Origin of the sequence: Streptomyces sp. CG4 (genome assembly GCF_041080655.1) — a bacterium.
Lineage (GTDB): Bacteria > Actinomycetota > Actinomycetes > Streptomycetales > Streptomycetaceae > Streptomyces.
Window position 1 is genome coordinate 4,149,377 of record NZ_CP163525.1, and the last position, 17,660, is coordinate 4,167,036.

18 protein-coding genes are annotated in these 17,660 nt (G+C 71.3%); 8 read left to right on the forward strand and 10 right to left on the reverse strand.

Annotated elements, in window-relative coordinates; translation table 11 throughout:
- Window positions 1-18: 18 nt before the first annotated feature.
- The 5 genes from mqnE to AB5L52_RS18870 form a co-directional block, all read right to left on the reverse strand.
- Window positions 19-1,182, reverse strand: a complete 1,164-nt coding sequence (mqnE, locus tag AB5L52_RS18850; RefSeq protein WP_369365137.1) for an aminofutalosine synthase MqnE — start codon at window positions 1,180-1,182, stop codon at window positions 19-21.
- 45 nt (window positions 1,183-1,227) lie between these two features.
- Window positions 1,228-1,683 (reverse strand): Lrp/AsnC family transcriptional regulator, encoded by a 456-nt coding sequence (locus AB5L52_RS18855; protein WP_351574277.1) that lies wholly within the window; start codon window positions 1,681-1,683, stop codon window positions 1,228-1,230.
- A gap of 68 nt (window positions 1,684-1,751) precedes the next feature.
- Window positions 1,752-2,405 (reverse strand): UbiX family flavin prenyltransferase, encoded by a 654-nt coding sequence (locus AB5L52_RS18860; RefSeq protein WP_351026919.1) that lies wholly within the window; start codon window positions 2,403-2,405, stop codon window positions 1,752-1,754.
- Between the two features lie 79 nt (window positions 2,406-2,484).
- Window positions 2,485-3,387, reverse strand: coding sequence for a menaquinone biosynthesis prenyltransferase MqnP (mqnP, locus tag AB5L52_RS18865; RefSeq protein ID WP_351574282.1), 903 nt, complete (start codon window positions 3,385-3,387; stop codon window positions 2,485-2,487).
- Window positions 3,384-4,835 carry a menaquinone biosynthesis decarboxylase gene (locus AB5L52_RS18870; protein ID WP_351026924.1) on the reverse strand — a complete coding sequence of 484 codons (1,452 nt, stop codon included), beginning with the start codon at window positions 4,833-4,835 and terminating at the stop codon, window positions 3,384-3,386. Before AB5L52_RS18870 ends, mqnP begins: the two co-directional genes overlap by 4 nt.
- A 116-nt stretch (window positions 4,836-4,951) precedes the next feature.
- Here AB5L52_RS18870 and AB5L52_RS18875 point away from each other — a divergent pair, with 116 nt between their 5' ends.
- On the forward strand, window positions 4,952-5,272 hold the full coding sequence (locus tag AB5L52_RS18875; protein ID WP_351574286.1) for a PLD nuclease N-terminal domain-containing protein: 321 nt from the start codon (window positions 4,952-4,954) through the stop codon (window positions 5,270-5,272).
- Between the two features lie 54 nt (window positions 5,273-5,326).
- Here AB5L52_RS18875 and AB5L52_RS18880 read toward each other — a convergent pair whose 3' ends face one another.
- The 3 genes from AB5L52_RS18880 to AB5L52_RS18890 are packed head-to-tail and all read right to left on the reverse strand — an operon-like array spanning window position 5,327 to window position 8,971.
- Window positions 5,327-6,088: a hypothetical protein gene (locus tag AB5L52_RS18880; protein WP_369365140.1), complete on the reverse strand. Its 762-nt coding sequence runs from the start codon at window positions 6,086-6,088 to the stop codon at window positions 5,327-5,329.
- A complete protein-coding gene (locus AB5L52_RS18885; RefSeq protein WP_369365142.1) occupies window positions 6,075-7,682 on the reverse strand; it encodes a substrate-binding domain-containing protein in 1,608 nt (535 codons plus the stop codon). Before AB5L52_RS18885 ends, AB5L52_RS18880 begins: the two co-directional genes overlap by 14 nt.
- The gene (locus AB5L52_RS18890; RefSeq protein WP_351574295.1) at window positions 7,679-8,971 is read right to left on the reverse strand and encodes a hypothetical protein; all 1,293 of its coding nucleotides are present in this window, start codon (window positions 8,969-8,971) and stop codon (window positions 7,679-7,681) included. Before AB5L52_RS18890 ends, AB5L52_RS18885 begins: the two co-directional genes overlap by 4 nt.
- Window positions 8,972-9,165: 194 nt before the next feature.
- On the opposite strand from AB5L52_RS18890, the gene AB5L52_RS18895 reads away from it, so the two are divergent.
- The 3 genes from AB5L52_RS18895 to AB5L52_RS18905 all read left to right on the forward strand — a co-directional run bounded on the left by AB5L52_RS18895 (window position 9,166) and on the right by AB5L52_RS18905 (window position 11,368).
- Window positions 9,166-10,158, forward strand: a complete 993-nt coding sequence (locus AB5L52_RS18895; protein WP_369365144.1) for a zinc-binding alcohol dehydrogenase family protein — start codon at window positions 9,166-9,168, stop codon at window positions 10,156-10,158.
- A 131-nt stretch (window positions 10,159-10,289) separates the two neighbouring features.
- Window positions 10,290-11,018 (forward strand): DUF6232 family protein, encoded by a 729-nt coding sequence (locus AB5L52_RS18900; RefSeq protein ID WP_369365146.1) that lies wholly within the window; start codon window positions 10,290-10,292, stop codon window positions 11,016-11,018.
- A complete protein-coding gene (locus tag AB5L52_RS18905) occupies window positions 11,015-11,368 on the forward strand; it encodes a hypothetical protein (RefSeq protein ID WP_369365148.1) in 354 nt (117 codons plus the stop codon). Before AB5L52_RS18900 ends, AB5L52_RS18905 begins: the two co-directional genes overlap by 4 nt.
- Before the next feature lie 46 nt (window positions 11,369-11,414).
- On the opposite strand, the gene AB5L52_RS18910 is transcribed toward AB5L52_RS18905, so the two are convergent.
- Together AB5L52_RS18910 and AB5L52_RS18915 are read right to left on the reverse strand one after the other, a co-directional pair.
- On the reverse strand, window positions 11,415-13,307 hold the full coding sequence (locus AB5L52_RS18910) for a protein kinase (RefSeq protein WP_369365150.1): 1,893 nt from the start codon (window positions 13,305-13,307) through the stop codon (window positions 11,415-11,417).
- 21 nt (window positions 13,308-13,328) lie between these two features.
- Entirely contained in the window at window positions 13,329-13,910 is a 582-nt protein-coding gene (locus AB5L52_RS18915; RefSeq protein WP_369365152.1) for a hypothetical protein, read from the reverse strand.
- 87 nt (window positions 13,911-13,997) lie between these two features.
- Between AB5L52_RS18915 and AB5L52_RS18920 the strand changes: the two genes are divergently transcribed.
- From AB5L52_RS18920 to AB5L52_RS18935, 4 genes are all read left to right on the forward strand, one after another.
- Window positions 13,998-14,591: a TetR/AcrR family transcriptional regulator gene (locus AB5L52_RS18920; RefSeq protein ID WP_351574311.1), complete on the forward strand. Its 594-nt coding sequence runs from the start codon at window positions 13,998-14,000 to the stop codon at window positions 14,589-14,591.
- Between the two features lie 79 nt (window positions 14,592-14,670).
- The gene (locus tag AB5L52_RS18925) at window positions 14,671-15,120 is read left to right on the forward strand and encodes a nucleoside deaminase (protein WP_369365154.1); all 450 of its coding nucleotides are present in this window, start codon (window positions 14,671-14,673) and stop codon (window positions 15,118-15,120) included.
- Window positions 15,101-16,078 carry an isopenicillin N synthase family dioxygenase gene (locus tag AB5L52_RS18930; protein ID WP_369365156.1) on the forward strand — a complete coding sequence of 326 codons (978 nt, stop codon included), beginning with the start codon at window positions 15,101-15,103 and terminating at the stop codon, window positions 16,076-16,078. Before AB5L52_RS18925 ends, AB5L52_RS18930 begins: the two co-directional genes overlap by 20 nt.
- A 158-nt stretch (window positions 16,079-16,236) precedes the next feature.
- A complete protein-coding gene (locus AB5L52_RS18935; protein ID WP_351026943.1) occupies window positions 16,237-17,652 on the forward strand; it encodes a condensation domain-containing protein in 1,416 nt (471 codons plus the stop codon).
- Window positions 17,653-17,660 lie beyond the last annotated feature (8 nt).

Here is a 17,660-nt window from a genome sequence, read left to right on the forward strand (position 1 = left end):
CTCATCGCCCGTCCGATATCACACCCGCATCGGCTGCGGGGAGTCCCTGCGCGCCGGGTCCGGGCCGTAGTACTCGCGGATGATCTCGTAGCGGGTGTTGCGCTCCACCGGCCGGAAGCCGGCGTCACGGATCAGGTCCAGCAGATCCTCGCGGGTCAGCTTGTTCGGGGTGCCGTAGTTGTCCGCGTCGTGCGTGATCTTGTACTCGACGACCGAGCCGTCCATGTCGTCCGCGCCGTGCTGGAGGGCCAGCTGGGCGGTCTGCACGCCGTGCATCACCCAGAAGACCTTGACGTGCGGGACGTTGTCGAACAGCAGCCTCGACACCGCGAAGGTCTTCAGGGCCTCCGCGCCGGTCGCCATCTGGGTGCGGGCCTGGAGGGTGTTGCGTACCTTGCCGTCCTTCATGTCCACGAAGTCGTGCTGGTAGCGCAGCGGGATGAAGACCTGGAAGCCGTTCGTCTCGTCCTGGAGCTCGCGCAGCCGCAGGACGTGGTCGACCCGGTGGCGGGGCTCCTCGATGTGGCCGTAGAGCATCGTGCAGGGGGTCTTGAGCCCCTTCTCGTGCGCCAGGCGGTGGATGCGGGACCAGTCCTCCCAGTGGGTCCGGTGGTCCACGATGTGCTGCCGGACCTCCCAGTCGAAGATCTCCGCGCCACCGCCGGTCAGCGACTCCAGGCCCGCGTCGATCAGCTCGTCCAGGATGTCCGAGGCCGACAGACCGCTGATCGTCTCGAAGTGGTGGATCTCCGTCGCCGTGAAGGCCTTGAGCGAGACGTTCGGGAGGGCGGCCTTCAGCTCGCGCAGGGAGCGCGGGTAGTAGCGCCACGGCAGGTTCGGGTGCAGGCCGTTGACGATGTGCAGCTCGGTGAGGTTCTCCGACTCCATCGCCTTGGCGAGCTTGACGGCCTCCTCGATGCGCATCGTGTACGCGTCCTTCTCCCCCGGCTTGCGCTGGAAGGAGCAGTAGGCGCAGGAGGCCGTGCACACGTTGGTCATGTTCAGGTGCCGGTTGACGTTGAAGTGCACCACGTCGCCGTTCTTGCGGGTGCGCACCTCGTGCGCGAGGCCGCCGAGCCACGCCAGGTCGTCCGACTCGTACAGCGCGATGCCGTCCTCGCGGGTCAGCCGCTCACCGGAGCGGACCTTCTCCTCCAGCTCGCGCTTGAGCCCGACGTCCATGCCAACACCTTTCTACGACAACGACCCAACCGTACGCCCATGCCCTCAGGCCTCTTCGGGCAGCTCTCCGACCCGGTTCTCCCACTTCGTGGAGAGCACGATGGTGGTACGGGTCCGGGACACACCCTTGGTGCCGGACAGCCGCCGGATGATCCGCTCCAGGCCGTCCACGTCCGCCGCCCGCGCCTTGAGCATGAAGGAGTCGTCGCCGGCGATGAACCAGCAGTCCTCGATCTCCGGCAGGTCCCGCAGCCGCTGGGCGACGTCCTCGTGGTCGGCGGCGTCGGAGAGCGAGATGCCGATCAGCGCGGTGACGCCGAGGCCGAGCGAGGCCGCGTTCACCGTGGCGCGGTAGCCGGTGATGACACCGGCCGCCTCCAGCCGGTTGATGCGGTCGGTGACGCTGGGGCCCGACAGGCCGACGAGGCGCCCCAGCTCCGCGTACGAGGCCCGGCCGTTCTCCCTCAGGGCCTGGATGAGCTGCCTGTCCACCGCGTCCATGCGATCGAAGCCTTCCACTGAAGAATTCCGGAGTGATGAGAGGTAGTGCGCTGTGCCCTGCTGGTCCGCTAGTCCGCCGGCGCCGATCCGCCGCCCAGCTCGCCCCGCCAGCGCCGGTACAGGCCGTGCTCGACGCCCGCCGCGTCCAGCACCCGCCCGGCGACGAAGTCCACCAGGTCCTGGATGTGGGTGGCGCCCGCGTAGAAGGCGGGCGAGGCCGGTACGACGACGGCTCCGGCGTCGTCCAGCGCGACGAGGTGGCGCAGCGTCTGGCCGTTCAAGGGGCTCTCCCGTACGGCCACGACGAGCGTCCGGCGCTCCTTCAGGGTGACACTCGCCGTACGCTGCAGCAGGTCCTTGGACAGCCCGAGCGCCACACCGGCCACACAGGCGGTGGAGGCGGGCACGACGAGCATCCCCTTCGCCGGGTACGACCCCGAGGACGGCCCGGCCGCGAGGTCGCCCGCGCTCCAGTACCGCACCCCGTCGAGGTCCACGTCGAAGGTCCCGGGCTTGCCGTCGGCTCCCCGGGCCAGCCATTCCCGCAGGTCGTCCTGCCAGTGGGCGTCGCGGAACGAGATGCCCGTCTCGTCCAGCAGCGTCAGCCGCGAGGCCCGGCTGACCACGAGGTCGACCGTCTCCCCCGCGTCCAGCAGCGCCCGCAGCACGGCCGCCGCATACGGCGTCCCGGACGCACCGGACACCCCCACGATCCAAGGCACGCGCTGCGTTTCTCCTGCGTTCACACCTTGAGCGTACCGGTGGGTCGGGGACTGTTCAGGCCGGGTGGCGCGCAGTGCCTCAGAACGTCAGACCCCGGACGCAGAGGTCCAGCAGGGCGCACACGAACAGGGCAATGCCGATGAAGCCGTTGACCGAGAAGAAGGCCCTGTTGAGGCGGGACAGGTCGTGGGGGCGGACGATGCGGTGTTCGTAGAGGAAGGCGCCCGCGACGATCAGCAGGCCCAGCCAGAAGAACGCGCCGGCATGGGTGGCCACCCCGTACCAGACGAACAGGGCCGTCGTGATCGTGTGGCAGACCCGGGCGCCCCAGATCGCGGCCGGGACGCCGAAGCGGGCCGGGACCGACATGACGCCGGTCTCGCGGTCGGTCTCGACGTCCTGGCAGGCGTAGATCAGGTCGAAGCCGCCGATCCAGATGCCGACGGCGAGGCCGAGGATCACCGCGTCCCAGGACCAGGACCCGGAGATCGCGAGCCAGCCGCCGATCGGGCCCATCGCCTGGGCCAGGCCCAGGATCGCCTGCGGGAAGTTCGTGAACCGTTTGCCGTAGGGGTAGACCACCATCGGGATCACCGCCACCGGGGCCAGCGCCAGGCACAGCGGGTTCAGGAGCGCCGCCGCGCCCAGGAAGATCACCAGCGCGATCAGGGCGCCCGTCCACGCGTGCCGGACCGACATGGCGCCGGTGACCAGCTCCCGGTGCGCCGTACGCGGGTTACGGGCGTCGATCTCGCGGTCGATGATCCGGTTGACCGCCATCGCGAACGTGCGCAGGCCGACCATGCAGATGGTGACCAGCAGCAGCCGGCCCCAGTGGATGTTCCTGTCCCACGCGTACATCGCCGTCAGGGAGGCGATGTACGCGAAGGGCAGCGCGAAGATCGAGTGCTCGATCATCACCAGGCGCAGGAAGGCCTTCGTGCGTCCCGGCTGGGGGATCGCGGCAGAGGCGCTGCTCACAGGCCGTACTCCTTCCAGCGGCGGTCCACCAGGGCCGCCGTATCCGGGTCGGACAGGACCATGTCCGGCCAGCCGCCGTCGCGGGTGTAGCCCTCCTCGGGCCACTTCTTCGTGGCGTCGATACCCGCCTTGCCGCCCCAGAACTGCTGGTAGGAGGCGTGGTCCAGGTGGTCGACGGGGCCTTCGACGACCGTGAGGTCGCGGGCGTAGTCGGTGTTGCCGAGGGCCCGCCAGGCGACCTCGTGCAGATCGTGCACGTCACAGTCGGCGTCCACGACCACGATCAGCTTGGTCAGGGACATCATGTGCGCCCCCCAGATCGCGTGCATCACCTTCTGCGCGTGCTTCGGGTACTTCTTGTCGATCGAGACGATCGCGCAGTTGTGGAAGCCGCCGGCCTCGGGGAGGTGGTAGTCCACGATGTCCGGGACGATGATCTTGAGGAGGGGCAGGAAGAAGCGCTCCGTGGCGCGGCCCAGCGGGCCGTCCTCCGTCGGGGGCCTGCCCACGACGATCGACTGGAGCAGCGGGCGCTTCCGCATCGTCACGCAGTCGATCTTCAGGGCCGGGAACGGCTCCTGCGGGGTGTAGAAGCCGGTGTGGTCGCCGAAGGGGCCCTCGGGCAGCATCTCGCCCGGCTCCAGCCAGCCCTCCAGGACGACCTCGGCGTTCGCGGGCACCTGCAGCGGGACCGTCTTGCAGTCGACCATCTCGATCCGCTTGCCCGCGATGAACCCGGCGAACAGGTACTCGTCGATGTCGCCGGGGAGGGGGGCGGTGGAGGCGTAGGTGACGGCGGGCGGGCAGCCGAAGGCGATCGCGACGGGCAGCCGCTCACCCCTCCTCGCCGCGACCTGGTAGTGGTTCCGGCTGTCCTTGTGGATCTGCCAGTGCATGCCGATGGTGCGCCGGTCGTGGCGCTGCAGCCGGTACAGGCCGAGGTTGCGGATGCCGGTCTCGGGGTCCTTGGTGTGCGTGAGCCCCAGGTTGAAGAAGGAGCCGCCGTCCTGCGGCCAGGTGAACAGCGCCGGGAGCCGGTCGAGGTCCACCTCGTCGCCGTGCAGCACGACCTCCTGCACCGGGGCTTCCTTGATCTTCTTCGGCGGTACGTGGGTCATCGCGCCGAGCTTGCCGAAGGCCTCCCGGACGCCGACGAAGCCGTGCGGCAGCTCGGGGCGCAGCAGGCCGCCGATCTTCTCGGAGATCTCGCCGTACGACTTCAGGCCCAGCGCCTTCAGCAGGCGGCGGTCGGTGCCGAAGACGTTCATCGCGAGGGGCATCGCCGAGCCCTTCACGTTCTCGAAGAGCAGCGCCGGGCCGCCGGACTTCTGCACCCGGTCGACGATCTCCCCGACTTCCAGATACGGGTCGACCTCGGCCTTGATGCGCTTGAGGTCGCCCTCGCGCTCCAGCGCCCGCAGCAGGGAGCGAAGATCGTCGTAAGCCATGCGGTCAAGTATCGCCGACGGCCCGCTTTGTCCCGGCGCCCACCCCTGAAAAGTGCCGCCGCCGCTACGCTGGCCCGGTCATCGAGGCCGTCTCACTTGCCGGGGGATCGCACGCCATGCTCAGGTATCTGCCGTTTCTGCTGGTGCTGGCTCTGTGGATCTATGCCTTCGTGGACTGTCTGAACACCCCTGAGGAAGAGGTGCGGCATCTGCCGAAGGTGGCGTGGGTGGTCATCATCCTGCTCTTCGGGGAGGTGCTGGTCGGTCCGGTGGCCTGGCTGATCACCGGCCGGCGGCGGGAGGTGCCGGCGGGCGGCGCCGCCCCCGCGGAACGGCACCGGGACGCGCCCGCGCGCTGGGTCGCCCCCGACGACAACCCCGAGTTCCTCAAGTCCCTGGACAACTCGCGCGACACGGACGAGCCCAAGGGCGACTGACCCGGTTCTCACGAGGAACCCGGCTCGGAGGCACACGGCTCAGAGGAACACGGCTCAGAGGAACACCGCGATGGGGTACTCCAGCACGCTCTCGCGGGCCTCGGGGTCCCAGCTCGTCACCTTGCCCAGGCAGTGGGCCGGGAACTGGCCGCCGGGCAGCTTGCGGTCGGGCCGGCGCAGCCCGTCGCCGCGCAGCACGACCCGCAGATGCGCGGCGGACTCCCCGTCGCCGTAGGGCGCCCGCATCACCAGGGTCTCGCCCTGTGCGCGTACGGCCTCGAAGCGGCCGGTGACCATGACGAACTCGCCGATCTCGGTGAGCACCACCTCCTGGGCGGAGCCGGCCAGTTTCCGGCTCAGGACGTGGTTCGGTGTGACGGTCCCGGAGTTCCGCCCCAGCTCCACCTCGACGAGCGCGTCCTTGCGCCGCAGGACGGACAGCAGCAGGCCGATCACCGATATCGGCTCACTGCTCTCCACGTACTTGGCGACGACCTCGGTGCTGCTGCCGCCCGTCACCTTGAACAGCAGGGACATCAGGGGAATCGCCGCCAGGCACCCGGCGTTGCGCATCCGCCGCTCCTCGACCTCCCTGCGCATCGCCGACTTGTAGTTGCCCATCTTGTACAGGCCCATGACGGCGTCGTTGTCGAGGTACAGGGGCTGGTAGTTGGGGTCCTCGGACGGCCTGCCGAGCCGTCCGAGAGCACGGCGCAGCGTCAGTGCGCCCAGCACGAGCAGACCGGCGAAGGCGGCCAGCCACCACACCATCGCGCCCCACCAGGCGCTCCACCAGGTGCCGTCAAGAACAGCCACGGATCTCCTTGAACGCGGTGGACAGGGACGAGTCGGGCGCGGCGGCGTCGACCATGCGGCCGCCGGTCAGCGCGGCGACCGCGCGCAGTTCGGCCGCGTCGGCCTCGCCGAAGTGGACGGGGTACGTGTGCACGGCGCGGACGTCGGCGGGGCGGGCCCGGTAGCGGCCGGCGAAGGCGGCGCGGTCGATGCCCGCGTTGTTCTCGCCGTCGGTCATCAGCACGAGGGACACCGTGCGCCCCGGGTCCTCGCTCAGGGTCCGCTCGGCGATGCCGTAGCCGTGGTCCAGGGCGGACCAGACGGCGGTGGCGTCGTCGTAGCCGCCGCCGGCGACGAAGTCGGCGAGGGTCGTGAGGTCGGCCGGGCCGCGCACGGTGACCGTGCGTTCGGCCAGTGGCCGGCCGCCGAAGCGGACCACGGTGAGTCTCTCGCCCTGGTAGAAGCGGACGAACTTGGCCGTGGCGGAGGAGTCCGCGCCGCTGAGCGAGGCGAACGCGGCACGCAGCGCGGTCGTACGGGCGCCGCGCATCGAGGTGGAGAAGTCGAGCAGGAAGATCACCTGGTCGGCGGCGCGCCGCCGGGGGTCGCCGTAGTCGGCGAGGAGCCGGTCGAGGACGGCCGGGTCGTCCGGGAAGTACAGCGCGTTGTCCAGCGGGGCGGCGAGGCGGGGGTCGCGCGGGACGGCGGTGCCGACCGGGCGGCGCAGGGTGCGGCGCATGATGTCCCGCTGGTGGCCGGTGGCGGTCAGCCAGGACACCACGCGGTCGTAGGCGGCGCGGCGGGCCGGGTCGAGCAGCAGCAGCGGGTAGTCGGACAGGATCATGCCGTCGGCGGGGTGGACGATCTGCAGGGGCTGCTTCAGCCGGCCGGAGGCGTTCAGGGTGAGCAGCTCGGACTCGTAGGTGATCAGGGCGTTGGTACGGCCCGGCCGGGCGGCGAAGACGTCCAGCAGGGCGCGGGAGCTCTCGGCGGTCAGGGTCTGCCCGGAGCGGAAGCCGCGCAGCCGGTCGCAGCTGACGTCCGTGGGGCGCAGCGCGCTGCCGGTGCCGGCTGCCGCGGTGGCGACACCGACCAGCGCGGCCAGGCCGCTGTTGCTGTGCCGGGGGTCGGCCATGCCGAAGCGCAGGGTGCCTGTGGCGGCCGCGTCGGCGATGTCCGCCCAGGAGAGGCGGCCGCCGGGGGTCTTGTCCCGCAGTTGCCGGGCCACGTCGGGGGTGAGGCCGACGACGACCGGGGAGCGCATGATCGAGGTGCTCTGCACGACGGTGGCCGGGTGGGTCCCGGCGGCGGCCCTCTTGGCCTTCAGCCGGAAGTAGCGGTCGGAGGAGAGCCAGGCCAGGTCGTAGGAGTGGCGGCCGGTGAGCAGGGTGTCGCCGGCGTCGTTGGTCGGCTCGTAGTCCATGTCCAGGCGGACCCCGGTGTCCTTCGTAAGCTGGTCCAACAGCGGTTTCATGTCGGTGAGTTCGTCGCTGGCCAGGACGCGCAGGGTGGTGTCCGGGCCACTGCCGCCACCGGAGCAGGAGACGAGTGCGGCGAGCAGGACGAGGCACAGGGTGAAGAGGAGACCGGGCGCCCTCGGATCAGGGGCCCTCATGGTGCGTCCCCGTCGGCCGCGGACTGCGAGACCGGGGCGCAGTCGCCGACGCTCTCGATCATCCGCTCCAGCAGGTCGAGCCGGGGCAGTACGGCCTTGGTGTCGTCGGCCGACAGGACCGGCACCTGGATGTTCCGCTCCCGCAGGAACCGGGTCAGCTCGTCGCTGGTGGCCTCGGCGCCCTCGGCGTCCCGGACCCGGAAGCCCAGCTCCATCGCCCGGCTCTGCAGGGCCGGGTCGGTGGTGATCAGCCGGCCGAGCCGGTCGCCGGCGGGGGTCAGGGCGATGAGCTGGGGCTCGGTGACGAACCGCGCCGACGGGTAGAGGAGCACGCGTTCGCTGTCGATGTGCCCGGTGTCGGCCCGGGTGGCGATCTGGTGGGCCAGGAACTGGTGCTCGTAGATCACCGCGATGGGGGCGATGCTCTTGCCCTCGGCGGAGACGTAGGTCTCGTTCTTCTCCGAGGACGGCATGCCCTGGTCGTTGAGGAGGAGCCGGATCCGGTCGGCGAAGCGGGTCGCCTCGGCCGGGTTCTGCGGGATGTTGCCGTGGTTCCACACGTAGGAGACGAGGCCCAGATAGGTTCCGGCGGAGTTGGCCTCGCAGATGTCGGAGGTCTGGGCGAGCACCTTGTTGCCGTTGCGGAGGCCGTGCCGGGAGATCCTCAGCCCGTCCCAGCGGACGCCGTCGGCGGTCGCCTGCAGGAACTTCTCCATGTTCAGCGCGTAGTAGAGCGGCTTCTGCCCGGCCGGTGCGCCGGGTAGCGGGGTGGCGATCCCGGCGTCCTGGAGCGTCTCGGCGTACTCGCGGTAGGTGCCGAGCACGATCGGGCTGACGAAGGGGCGGTAGGTGGTCGTCGGGTAGCCCTCGGCCGCCCGCTTCCTGGTGATCAGGTCGGCGGCGGGCTGTCCGGACGGGAAGACGACGTCGTCGCCGTCGTAGTGCTGGGTGGCGATGTCCCTCGATCCCAGGCGGGTGATGTGCACCCGGAAGCCGTGCCGGATCAGCAGCCGCTGGACCTCCGGGTCCTCGAAGTAGTCGGCCTTGGAGGCCATCTTGGCCTCGATCGTGACGATCCGCTCGAAGGGCAGAGCGGTGTGCCCCTGGACGAGGACGACGATCGCGCACAGGGCGGTGACGGCCGCGACGAGGCGCGGGAACAGCCGGCGTGCCCGCGAGCGCGGCGGGGGCACGACGGCGGGAGCGCCGACCAGCAGGCGCGGCTCGCCGCTCGGACGGGGTCTGTCGCTATGACGGGGTCTGTCGGTCTCGCCTCTGTCTTCGGCCACCCGTGTCTCCTGCGTCAGCGGGGACAGGATCGTCCGTTCCCCGAACGCCGCCGGATGGAACGCCCAACTAACGTGACATTAAAGGAATATGAAGATGAGTCAGAGCGGCGGACTCTGATGCGCTCCCTACACTTGCGTGTGTTCACCTTCGATCGAATTCGATCGAACAAGTCGAGTGGAGCCGGGGGTACGGCATGCGCGCGGTGGAGTTCCAGGAGTACGGCGGCCCCGAGGTGCTGCGGCTGGTGACGGCCGAGCTGCCGGAACCGGGCCCCGGCCAGGTGAGCATCGACGTGGCCTACACCGGCGTGAACTTCGTCGACCTGAAGGCCCGCGCGGAGGGCTACCGGGTGCCCGCGCTGCCGCACGTCCCCGGTGTGGAGGTCTCCGGCCGTGTCCGCGCGCTCGGCGCCGGTGTCACCGGCCTGGCCGTCGGCCAGGAAGTGATGGCGCTTCCGCCGAGCGGCGCGTACGCGGAGGTGGTGGTGGCCGAGGCGACGGCCGTCTTCCCGGTCCCCGCCGGCCTGGACCTGCGCACCGCCGCGACCCTGCCGGCGGTCCTGCCCACGGCGTACGCCCTGGTCCACACCGTCGGCCGGCTCCAGCCCGGCGAGTCGGTGCTCGTGCAGGGCGCGGCGGGCGGAATCGGCACGGCGGTCGGCCAGTTGGCCCGGGCGGCGGGCGCCGGGGCCGTGTACGGCGTGGTCTCCTCGGCCGCGAAGGCCGCCCACGCCAAGAGTCACGGCTACGACGAGGTGTTCGTCGGCGGCTTCCGGGAACCGGTGCGCGACGCGACCGGCGGGCGGGGCGTCGACCTGGTACTGGATCCGGTCGGCGGCGACACCCTGCGCGCCGGACTGGCCTCGCTGGCGCTCTTCGGACGCCTGGTCTCCTTCGGCAACGCGAGCGGCGCCGAGCCGTGGAGCGTGGGCCCGCCGGAGCTGTCCCCGCACGGCGTCTCGGTCTCCGGCTTCTCCATCCTGTCCCTGGCCGCCGACGCCCCGGACGCGCTGCGCCGGCTGTCCCAGCAGGCGTTCGCGCGGGCCGCCGACGGGACGGTGACGCTGCCGGTGACGGCCGAGTTCGCCCTCGCGGACGCGGCGGAGGCACACCGGCTGCTGGGCGGACGGTCGAGCACCGGAAAGCTGCTGCTGCGCGTGGCCGACCGAGTCGGCGTGGCCGACTGAGTCACCATCAAATCCCCTCATTCGGCGGGCACTTCGCCGTTCACAACGGCTTGCCATCCCCCACCAGGGATGTTGTTAATGGTCGTCACTGAGTTGTGAGGTATCGCCTGACCTCTGGGGGACAGAAACCGATGCAGAACGGCCAGCCACCCGAACGCCCGGCTCAGGAGCCGGCGACCGCAGCCGTCCCGCTGACACCGACGGGCGCGCCCACCGCGCCCACCGCTCCGCCCACCGCGCCCGCCACGGCACCGTCCATGCCCGACGTGCCCGCGCCGTCACCGCATCCGGCGCCCGCGCGGCTCGATCTCCGGGTCAGCAAGCGGATCCTGTGGATCGGCGCTGCGGTGTACCCGCTGCAGAACATAGCCCGCGTCTACTCCTTCGTCCTGCGCCCCAGGCGCAAGGAGGCGGTGCTGCGGTTCCTGCGGTACACGGCCGGGACACTGGCCGTCGGATTCATCGCGATGCTGCCCAGCCTGCCCTCCCTGACGCTGGGAGGAGGAGACCTGGGAGGAGGAGGGCAGCAGAGCTCCGGCGTCGCCGGCTACGTCACCTTCATCTGGATCGTGGCCGTCGTCGCCGAGATCTTCTTCCTGATCGACATGTTCTCCGTCCTGACCGCCTCCCCGCAGCACGTCATGGCGGTCGAGACCTCGGGCGCGTCCACCGCGCTGGTCACCAGCCGGGACCCGCGCCGGCTGGACGAGATCGTCGGCCAGATCTCCTACGCCATCGATCACCCGGAAGCCGAGTTCAGGGTGACGGTGGAGAGCCTCACCGTCTCGCCGAAGAACTACTACTTCGGCGACAACGTCAACATGTACGGCGGCAGCGGAAACGTGGGGATCGGCGCATGAGCGGCAACAACAACTACTACGGCGACAACGTGAACATGTACGGCGGCCAGGGCAACCAGGGCATCGTCCGAAACGAGGGCGGTGCCGGAGCCGGGCAGCAGGACCCGGCCCTGGTCGCCGCGCTCGCCGAACTGACCCGGCTCGTCGCCGAGTTGCGGGCCGAGGTGTCGGCGCCCGACGCCCAGCTCCTGGACGAGTCCCTGCCCGCCCTCGGCCCCGACGCCGCCGTACCCGCGCTGGAGCGGCACCGGGCGCTGCGGGCCGTCGCCGGGATCGCCGCCGCCGTCGGGGCGGTCGGCCAGCCGGTGGCCGAGGCCGTACGGGCGATCACAGCGTTGATCAGCGGTTAGACCGGCGGCGACCCGAGCGGCGACCGCCCCTACGGCGACGGCGGCCTCATGTGCGGGCCCAGCTCTGCGAGGACGCCCCGGACTGGCAGCTCGCCTCGGCCACGCCGCCGCCGAAGGCGAGGTCGAGGCAGCCGCCGTCGTAGACCGTGCGCAGGGAGTCGCCGGAACCCGTCGACCAGCGGAGGTTGCTGCCGCCCTGCGAGCAGTCGCCGACGAAGACGGCCTGGCCGTTGCCGTTGGCGCTCAGACAGGAGCCGGTCGAGACGTTGACGACCTTGACGCTGCCGCCCGCGGCACTGCGAAAGGTCCAGCGGGCCGTGGAGTCCGAGCAACTGCCGAGGCCGGTCGAGCCGTAGACCTGGGTCAGGCACTTGCCGTTCTCGCCGTTCTTCAGCCGGAACGCGCCGGAACCGGGGCTGGTGCCCCCACCGGACGAGCCACCGCTGCCGCCACCGGAACCACTCGAACCGCCGGAGCCGCCGGAGCCGCCGGAGCCGCTCGACCCGCCGGAGCTTCCTGCGCCGCCCGAGCCCGCCGAGCCGCCTGAGCCCGAGCCCCCGCCTGCGCCGTTGCCTCCGGTCCCGGTGCTCCCGTCGTCGGAGCCGTCCGTGCCCTGCGAGCCGGTCTTCGAGTCGCCGTTCTTCCCGGGCTTCTTCCCGTTCGCCGGGGACGCCGAGCCCTTGTTGCCGGGCGTGGGCTTCCCGGAGGGGCTCGCCGCGGATCCGCCGGGCGTGGCGTCGGCCGTCGCGGAGACGGAGGCGGAGGCGCCCGGCGTGCCGGCGGCACCGTCGTGACGGGCGTCGGTGGCGTACGGGGCCAGCTGGAAGGCGAGGGTCGCGACTCCGGCGCCGACCACGATCGGTACGACGGCCACCAGCAGGCGCCTGCGCCGCCGCTGCGGCTCGGACCGTCCCCCGCCGGGCCCCACGACGACCTGGGGCCCGGACTCGGGCCCGGCGGCGCCTCGGGGCTCCGGCTCAGCCGTTCCGCCGGCCGCCGGAACCGTCCTGTCCCCCACCTCCGGCACCTGCGCCGCGAACTCCGCGCGGGCGGTGAGGTGTTCGGTGACGGCCGTGGGCCACAGCGGCGCGTCGGACGACGCCACGTGGCCGGCGGTCAGCTCCAGCAGCTCGGCCGCGGTGGGGCGGCCCTCCGGGTCCTTGTCCAGGCAGGAGGCGACGACATCGGCCAACTCTGCGTCCACGGACCGCAGTTCGTCCAGGTCGGGCTGCTCGTGGACGATCCGGTACAGCACCCCGTGCCCCGACTCGTCACCGAACGGCGGCTGCCCGCTGCCCGCGTACGCCACCACGGACCCGAGCGCGAAGACGTCCACCGCGCCGGTCAGCCGGCGGGCGCCGGAGGCCTGCTCCGGCGACATGTAGGCCGGGGTGCCGACCACCATGCCGGTCCGGGTGAGCTGGCTCTGCTCGGCGGCCCGGGCGACCCCGAAGTCGATGAGGGTGACCCCGTCCAGGGTCAGCATGACGTTGGACGGCTTGACGTCCCGGTGCACCATGTCCAGCCCGTGCACCGCCGCCAGCCCCTCCGCGGCCCGCCGCAGCAGCAGCCACAGCGACGCGGCCGGCAGCGGCCTGCCGTGCGCCTCGACGGCCTCGCGCAGGGTCAGCCCGGGGACGTAGGCCGTGGCGAACCACGGCGGGCGGGCGTCCCGGTCCCCGGCGAGCAGCGGCGCGGTGGCCCCGGCGGGCAGCCGGGAGAGGTTGTCCAGCTCGTGTCCGAAGCGGCGGACGAAGTCCTTGTCCTCGCCGACGACCGACGGCAGGACCTGTTTGACGGCGGCGTACCGCCCCTCGTGCACACCGAGGTAAACCCGCCCCATGCCGCCGGCTCCGAGCCGGCCGACGAGCGGGATCGGTCCGATCCGCCGGGGATCGTCCCCTTCCAGCGGCTCGACCCCGTCGTGTTCCCCGATCAACTCTCTCCCCCTGCTTCTGCTTCAGCGCGCGTAGGACCCGAGGCCCACCAGGCAGTACACATACTCGTTGATGGTCGACCCGTTGATCGTGTAGCGCGATGAAAAGGCGTACTGGGTCCGGGGGTTGTCATTGCAGCGGCTCATGTCCGAGGTCAGCGGAATCGTCTCGATCACCTGGTAGTGCGCGTCGGACGCGGAGCAGGAGACCTCGTCCACGCCGCTGACGGACTGCGCGGTGGTGGAGTCCGGCAGGGTGCCGTTGAGGCAGGTGCCCGAGGTGTAGGGGCTCGGGTCCGGGCTCGGGGTGTCGTAGGGGTTGCCGGTGCCGTACGGGGCGCTCGTGTCCGGAGTGCTGCTGTAGCTGCTGTACGGGTCGCCGGTGCTCGGCTCGCTCGTGTACGGATCGCTGGTGTACGGCTCGCCGGTCGCCGTGGCGGTCGGGTACGACGGTGACGCGGCCGTGTCGCCGGACACGTCGCTGCTGCCGCCGCCCCGGTTGACGAAGACCAGGAGTAACACGACGACGGCGATGACCCCGAGCACGCCCAGACAGGCGAGGCCCTGCTTCTTCTCGGGGGTTCCTGGGTTCTCGGGTGACGACATCAGCCGCTCCTGGATGTGAGGATGAGGCAACCAGTGTGGGCCAACAGCCCACAGAACTAAAATATCTTTCTAGAAAAGTTCTTCAGAATGAGCCCCAAGCAGAAGCGTGGCGAGGCCACCGCCGAACAGCTCCTGGACGCCGCCCTGCGGCTGTACGCCGAGTCCGGCGAGCAGGGGCTGACGGTCGCGGCGCTCACCAAGGCGAGCGGGGTCAGCCTCGGCAGCCTCTACCACCACTTCGGCAGTGTCGACGGGCTGATGAACGCCCTGCTCACGCGGTGGCTCGGCCGGCTGCTCGGCGAGCTGGTCGGGGCGCTGGAGCACACCCGTACCGCGCACACCGGCATCCGTGCCCTGGTCAAGACGTATCTGGACTTCGTCCAGCAGCACCGGGAGGCGGCGCTGCTGCTGCACTCCTCGTACGCCGACCGGCAGGGCATGGCCGACGGCAAGCGGCTCCGGGACGCGCAGGAGGCCCGGCTGTCGCCGCTGGCGGAGTGGGCGGGACGGCATGTGGACGCCGGCGATCTCGCTCCGCTTCCGGCACCGCTGCTGGAGTCCCTGATCCTCGGGCCGGTCGTCGGGATCGCCCGCCGGTGGCTGTCCGGGATCGACGACGTGGATCTCGACCAGGCGGCGGTACTGCTGCCGGAACGGATCTGGCGGTCGGTGGCGGCGTGAACGCGAATCGGGTAAGCGCGGCGGGTGGGTTCTGACCGTCGCCGTTGCCCCGCACCCCGCCGCACAGGACAGTAGGGGCATGGACGAACGACAGGCCCGGGCCTGGCTCGCCACCGCTCTGGACGAGGCCCGCGCGGGCCTGGCCGAGGGCGGGATCCCCATTGGCGCCGCGCTCTACGCCCCCGACGGCACCCTCCTCGGCCGCGGCCACAACCGCCGCGTCCAGGACGACGACCCCTCCGCCCACGCGGAGACGGCCGCGTTCCGCGCGGCGGGACGGCAGCGCACGTACCGCGGCACGACCATGGTCACCACGCTGTCCCCGTGCTGGTACTGCAGTGGCCTGGTCCGCCAGTTCGGCATCTCCCGGGTGGTGATCGGCGAGGCCACCACCTTCCACGGCGGGCACGACTGGCTGGCCGGGCTCGGTGTGGAGGTCGTGGTGCTGGAGGACCCCGCGTGCATCGCGATGATGCGTGCCTTCGTCGAGGAGAACCCGGAGCTGTGGAATGAGGACATCGGTGAGTAGTGCGCGCGTTCCCTGCATCGACCTGCGGCCCTGGCTCGACGGCGACGAGGAGGGCCGGGCCGCGCTCGCCCGTACCGTCGACGAGGCGCTGCGGACCGCCGGGTTTCTGCTGGTCACCGGGCATGGGGTGGAACCGGGGCTGCGCGCCGGGGTCCGCGCTGCGGCTCGGGAGTTCTTCCGGCTTCCGGAGGAGGTCAAGCGGCGCTACGCGGCGAAGGTCGGCGGGCGCGGCTGGCTCGGGCCCGGCGCCGAGGCCAACGGGTACGCGGAGGGCACGGAGACCCCGCCCGACCTGAAGGAGTCGCTGACCTTCGCCACGGACGAGCCGTACGACGATCCCGTCGTCAACGCGGAGTGGTACGCGCCCAACGTGTGGCCCGCCGAGGTGCCCGGCCTCAAGGCGCTCGGCACGCAGTACCTGGCGCGGATGGCCGCCCTGGAGAAGGAGCTGCTGTCGCTGCTGGGCTACGCCCTGGGGCTGGAACGCAACTTCTTCTCCCGGCACATGGACCATCCGACGTACGGCTTCAACATCAACTGGTATCCGGGCACGGAGGTGGTCGGCGAGCCGCTGCCGGGCCAGTTCCGGATCGGGCCGCACACCGACTTCGGGACCGTCACCATCCTCGACCGGCAGGCCGGGAAGGGCGGGCTGCAGGTCTACACCGATGCGGGCGGCTGGGCGGACGCGCCCTACGATCCCGCCGCACTCACCATCAACGTCGGTGACCTGCTGGCCCGTTGGACCGGCGACCGGTGGCGGTCCGGGCGGCACCGGGTACTGCCGCCGCCGGTCGACGCACCCGCCGAGGAGCTGATGTCCCTCGTGTACTTCGGCGAGTGCACCCCCGGCACCCTCGTGGAGTCCGTGCCGGCGCCCGTGGGCCGGGTGGCGTATCCGCCGGTCGACTCCCATGTGTATCTGCGCGAGAAGCTCGACTCCATCTCCGTCGGCTGAGCTGATCCCTGGCCTGACACGGTCAGTTAACCACTCACACGTTCGACTCACCGGCCATTCCAGTGAAATGAACCGGCCACGCACATCCCGGCCGCGTCCCACGGCATTGCCTTGAGGGGGGCCCGCAACCAGGGCCCCTTTTCTGTGATGGGAGACGCGTGCGAATCACTGACATCCAGCGCTGCGAGGTCCGGCCGGGACGGCTCGTCGAGTGGACACTGAGCCCGGCGACCGTGGCGGCGGCGACGGCGCTCCCGGAGGACTCCCGGCCCCCCGCCTACATCCAGGAGTCGCACATCAGGACCGCCAAGTGCGTCCGGGAGGACGGGCTGTTCGTGCCGACCTGGCTCGGCACCGCCTTCGACCTGCCCGGCCCGGTCGACCTCGACGTGCTCCAGGAGGCGCTGCGGACCTGGACGGTACGGCACGAGACGCTGCGCAGCGGCTTCCGCTGGGCGGGCCCCTCGGACGACGAACTGCGCCGCTTCACCCTGGACGCCGCCGATGTGTCCCTGCAGCGGGAGGAGGCGGGCGACTTCGACGACGCGGACGAGCTGGTCCGGCATCTCCAGGACCGTTTCGACACCGTCGCGGACGCGCTGCGCTGGCCGAACCTGATCTACACCGCGGTCGTACGCGACGACGGCGCCAGCGTGTACATGGCCTTCGACCACAGCAACGTCGACGCCTACTCCCTGACCCGGATCGCCGCCGAGGTGCACGAGCTGTACACGGCGGGCCTGGCCGGCACCGCGCCCGACTCCCTCGTCCCGGCGGCCAGTTACGTCGACTTCTGCGAGATCGAGCGCGCCGACGCGGACGCCATCGACGGCCGGCACGCGATCGTGGACCGCTGGCGCGAGTTCATCCGGCGCTGCGACGGCAGGCTGCCGAGCTTCCCGGTCGACCTCGGTCTGGAGCCGGGCGGTCCGCTGCCCGGGCAGCGGATGCTGTGCGAGCCGCTGGCGGACGCGGAGGACGCGGCGGCGTTCGAGGCGTACTGCAGGCCGTACGGCGGCAGCCTGGTCGGTCTGCTGGCCGCGACCGGGCTGATCGTGCACGAGCTGGGCGGGCACGCGGTGTTCCGGACCGTGGTGCCGTTCCACACCCGGGTGAAGTCGCGGTGGAACGACTCGGTCGGCTGGTACGTGGGCGGCGCCCCCATCGAGGTCCCGGTCGCCCGGGTGGCGGGCTTCCCGGACGCGCTGCGGTCGGTGCGCGCCGAGCTGCAGGCCAACCGGTCGCTGGCCCGGATGCCGCTGGCCCGGGTGCTCAGGCTGCTCGGCGCGGACTTCCGGCCGACCTCGCCGGACCTGTACTCGATCGTCTCCTACGTCGACGCCCGGACCGTACCCGGCGCCGCGCGCTGGGCCGAGCAGCGGGCGCACGCGCTGCTGCGGGTGTCGTACGGCGACCAGGTGTGCGTATGGGTGAACCGGCTGCACGAGGGGCTGTGGCTGGCGAGCCGGTACCCGGACACGGACACGGCGGCGAAGAATCTGCGGCTGTACGTCGAGCGGCTGCGCGACCGCATCGCCTCGGTGGCCCACGGCACCCTGTCCGCGGTGTCCTGACGCGCGCC

Bases quoted from the DNA above. Each gene is read 5' to 3' on its own strand.
- AB5L52_RS18915 (WP_369365152.1), bottom strand. From the start codon at position 13,910: ATGTCGTCACCCGAGAACCCAGGAACCCCCGAGAAGAAGCAGGGCCTC.
- AB5L52_RS18885 (WP_369365142.1), bottom strand. From the start codon at position 7,682: ATGAGGGCCCCTGATCCGAGGGCGCCCGGTCTCCTCTTCACCCTGTGC.
- AB5L52_RS18900 (WP_369365146.1), top strand. From the start codon at position 10,290: ATGCAGAACGGCCAGCCACCCGAACGCCCGGCTCAGGAGCCGGCGACC.
- AB5L52_RS18930 (WP_369365156.1), top strand. From the start codon at position 15,101: ATGAGGACATCGGTGAGTAGTGCGCGCGTTCCCTGCATCGACCTGCGG.
- AB5L52_RS18895 (WP_369365144.1), top strand. From the start codon at position 9,166: ATGCGCGCGGTGGAGTTCCAGGAGTACGGCGGCCCCGAGGTGCTGCGG.
- AB5L52_RS18925 (WP_369365154.1), top strand. From the start codon at position 14,671: ATGGACGAACGACAGGCCCGGGCCTGGCTCGCCACCGCTCTGGACGAG.
- AB5L52_RS18875 (WP_351574286.1), top strand. From the start codon at position 4,952: ATGCTCAGGTATCTGCCGTTTCTGCTGGTGCTGGCTCTGTGGATCTAT.
- AB5L52_RS18905 (WP_369365148.1), top strand. From the start codon at position 11,015: ATGAGCGGCAACAACAACTACTACGGCGACAACGTGAACATGTACGGC.
- AB5L52_RS18855 (WP_351574277.1), bottom strand. From the start codon at position 1,683: ATGGACGCGGTGGACAGGCAGCTCATCCAGGCCCTGAGGGAGAACGGC.
- AB5L52_RS18870 (WP_351026924.1), bottom strand. From the start codon at position 4,835: ATGGCTTACGACGATCTTCGCTCCCTGCTGCGGGCGCTGGAGCGCGAG.
- mqnE (WP_369365137.1), bottom strand. From the start codon at position 1,182: ATGGACGTCGGGCTCAAGCGCGAGCTGGAGGAGAAGGTCCGCTCCGGT.
- AB5L52_RS18920 (WP_351574311.1), top strand. From the start codon at position 13,998: ATGAGCCCCAAGCAGAAGCGTGGCGAGGCCACCGCCGAACAGCTCCTG.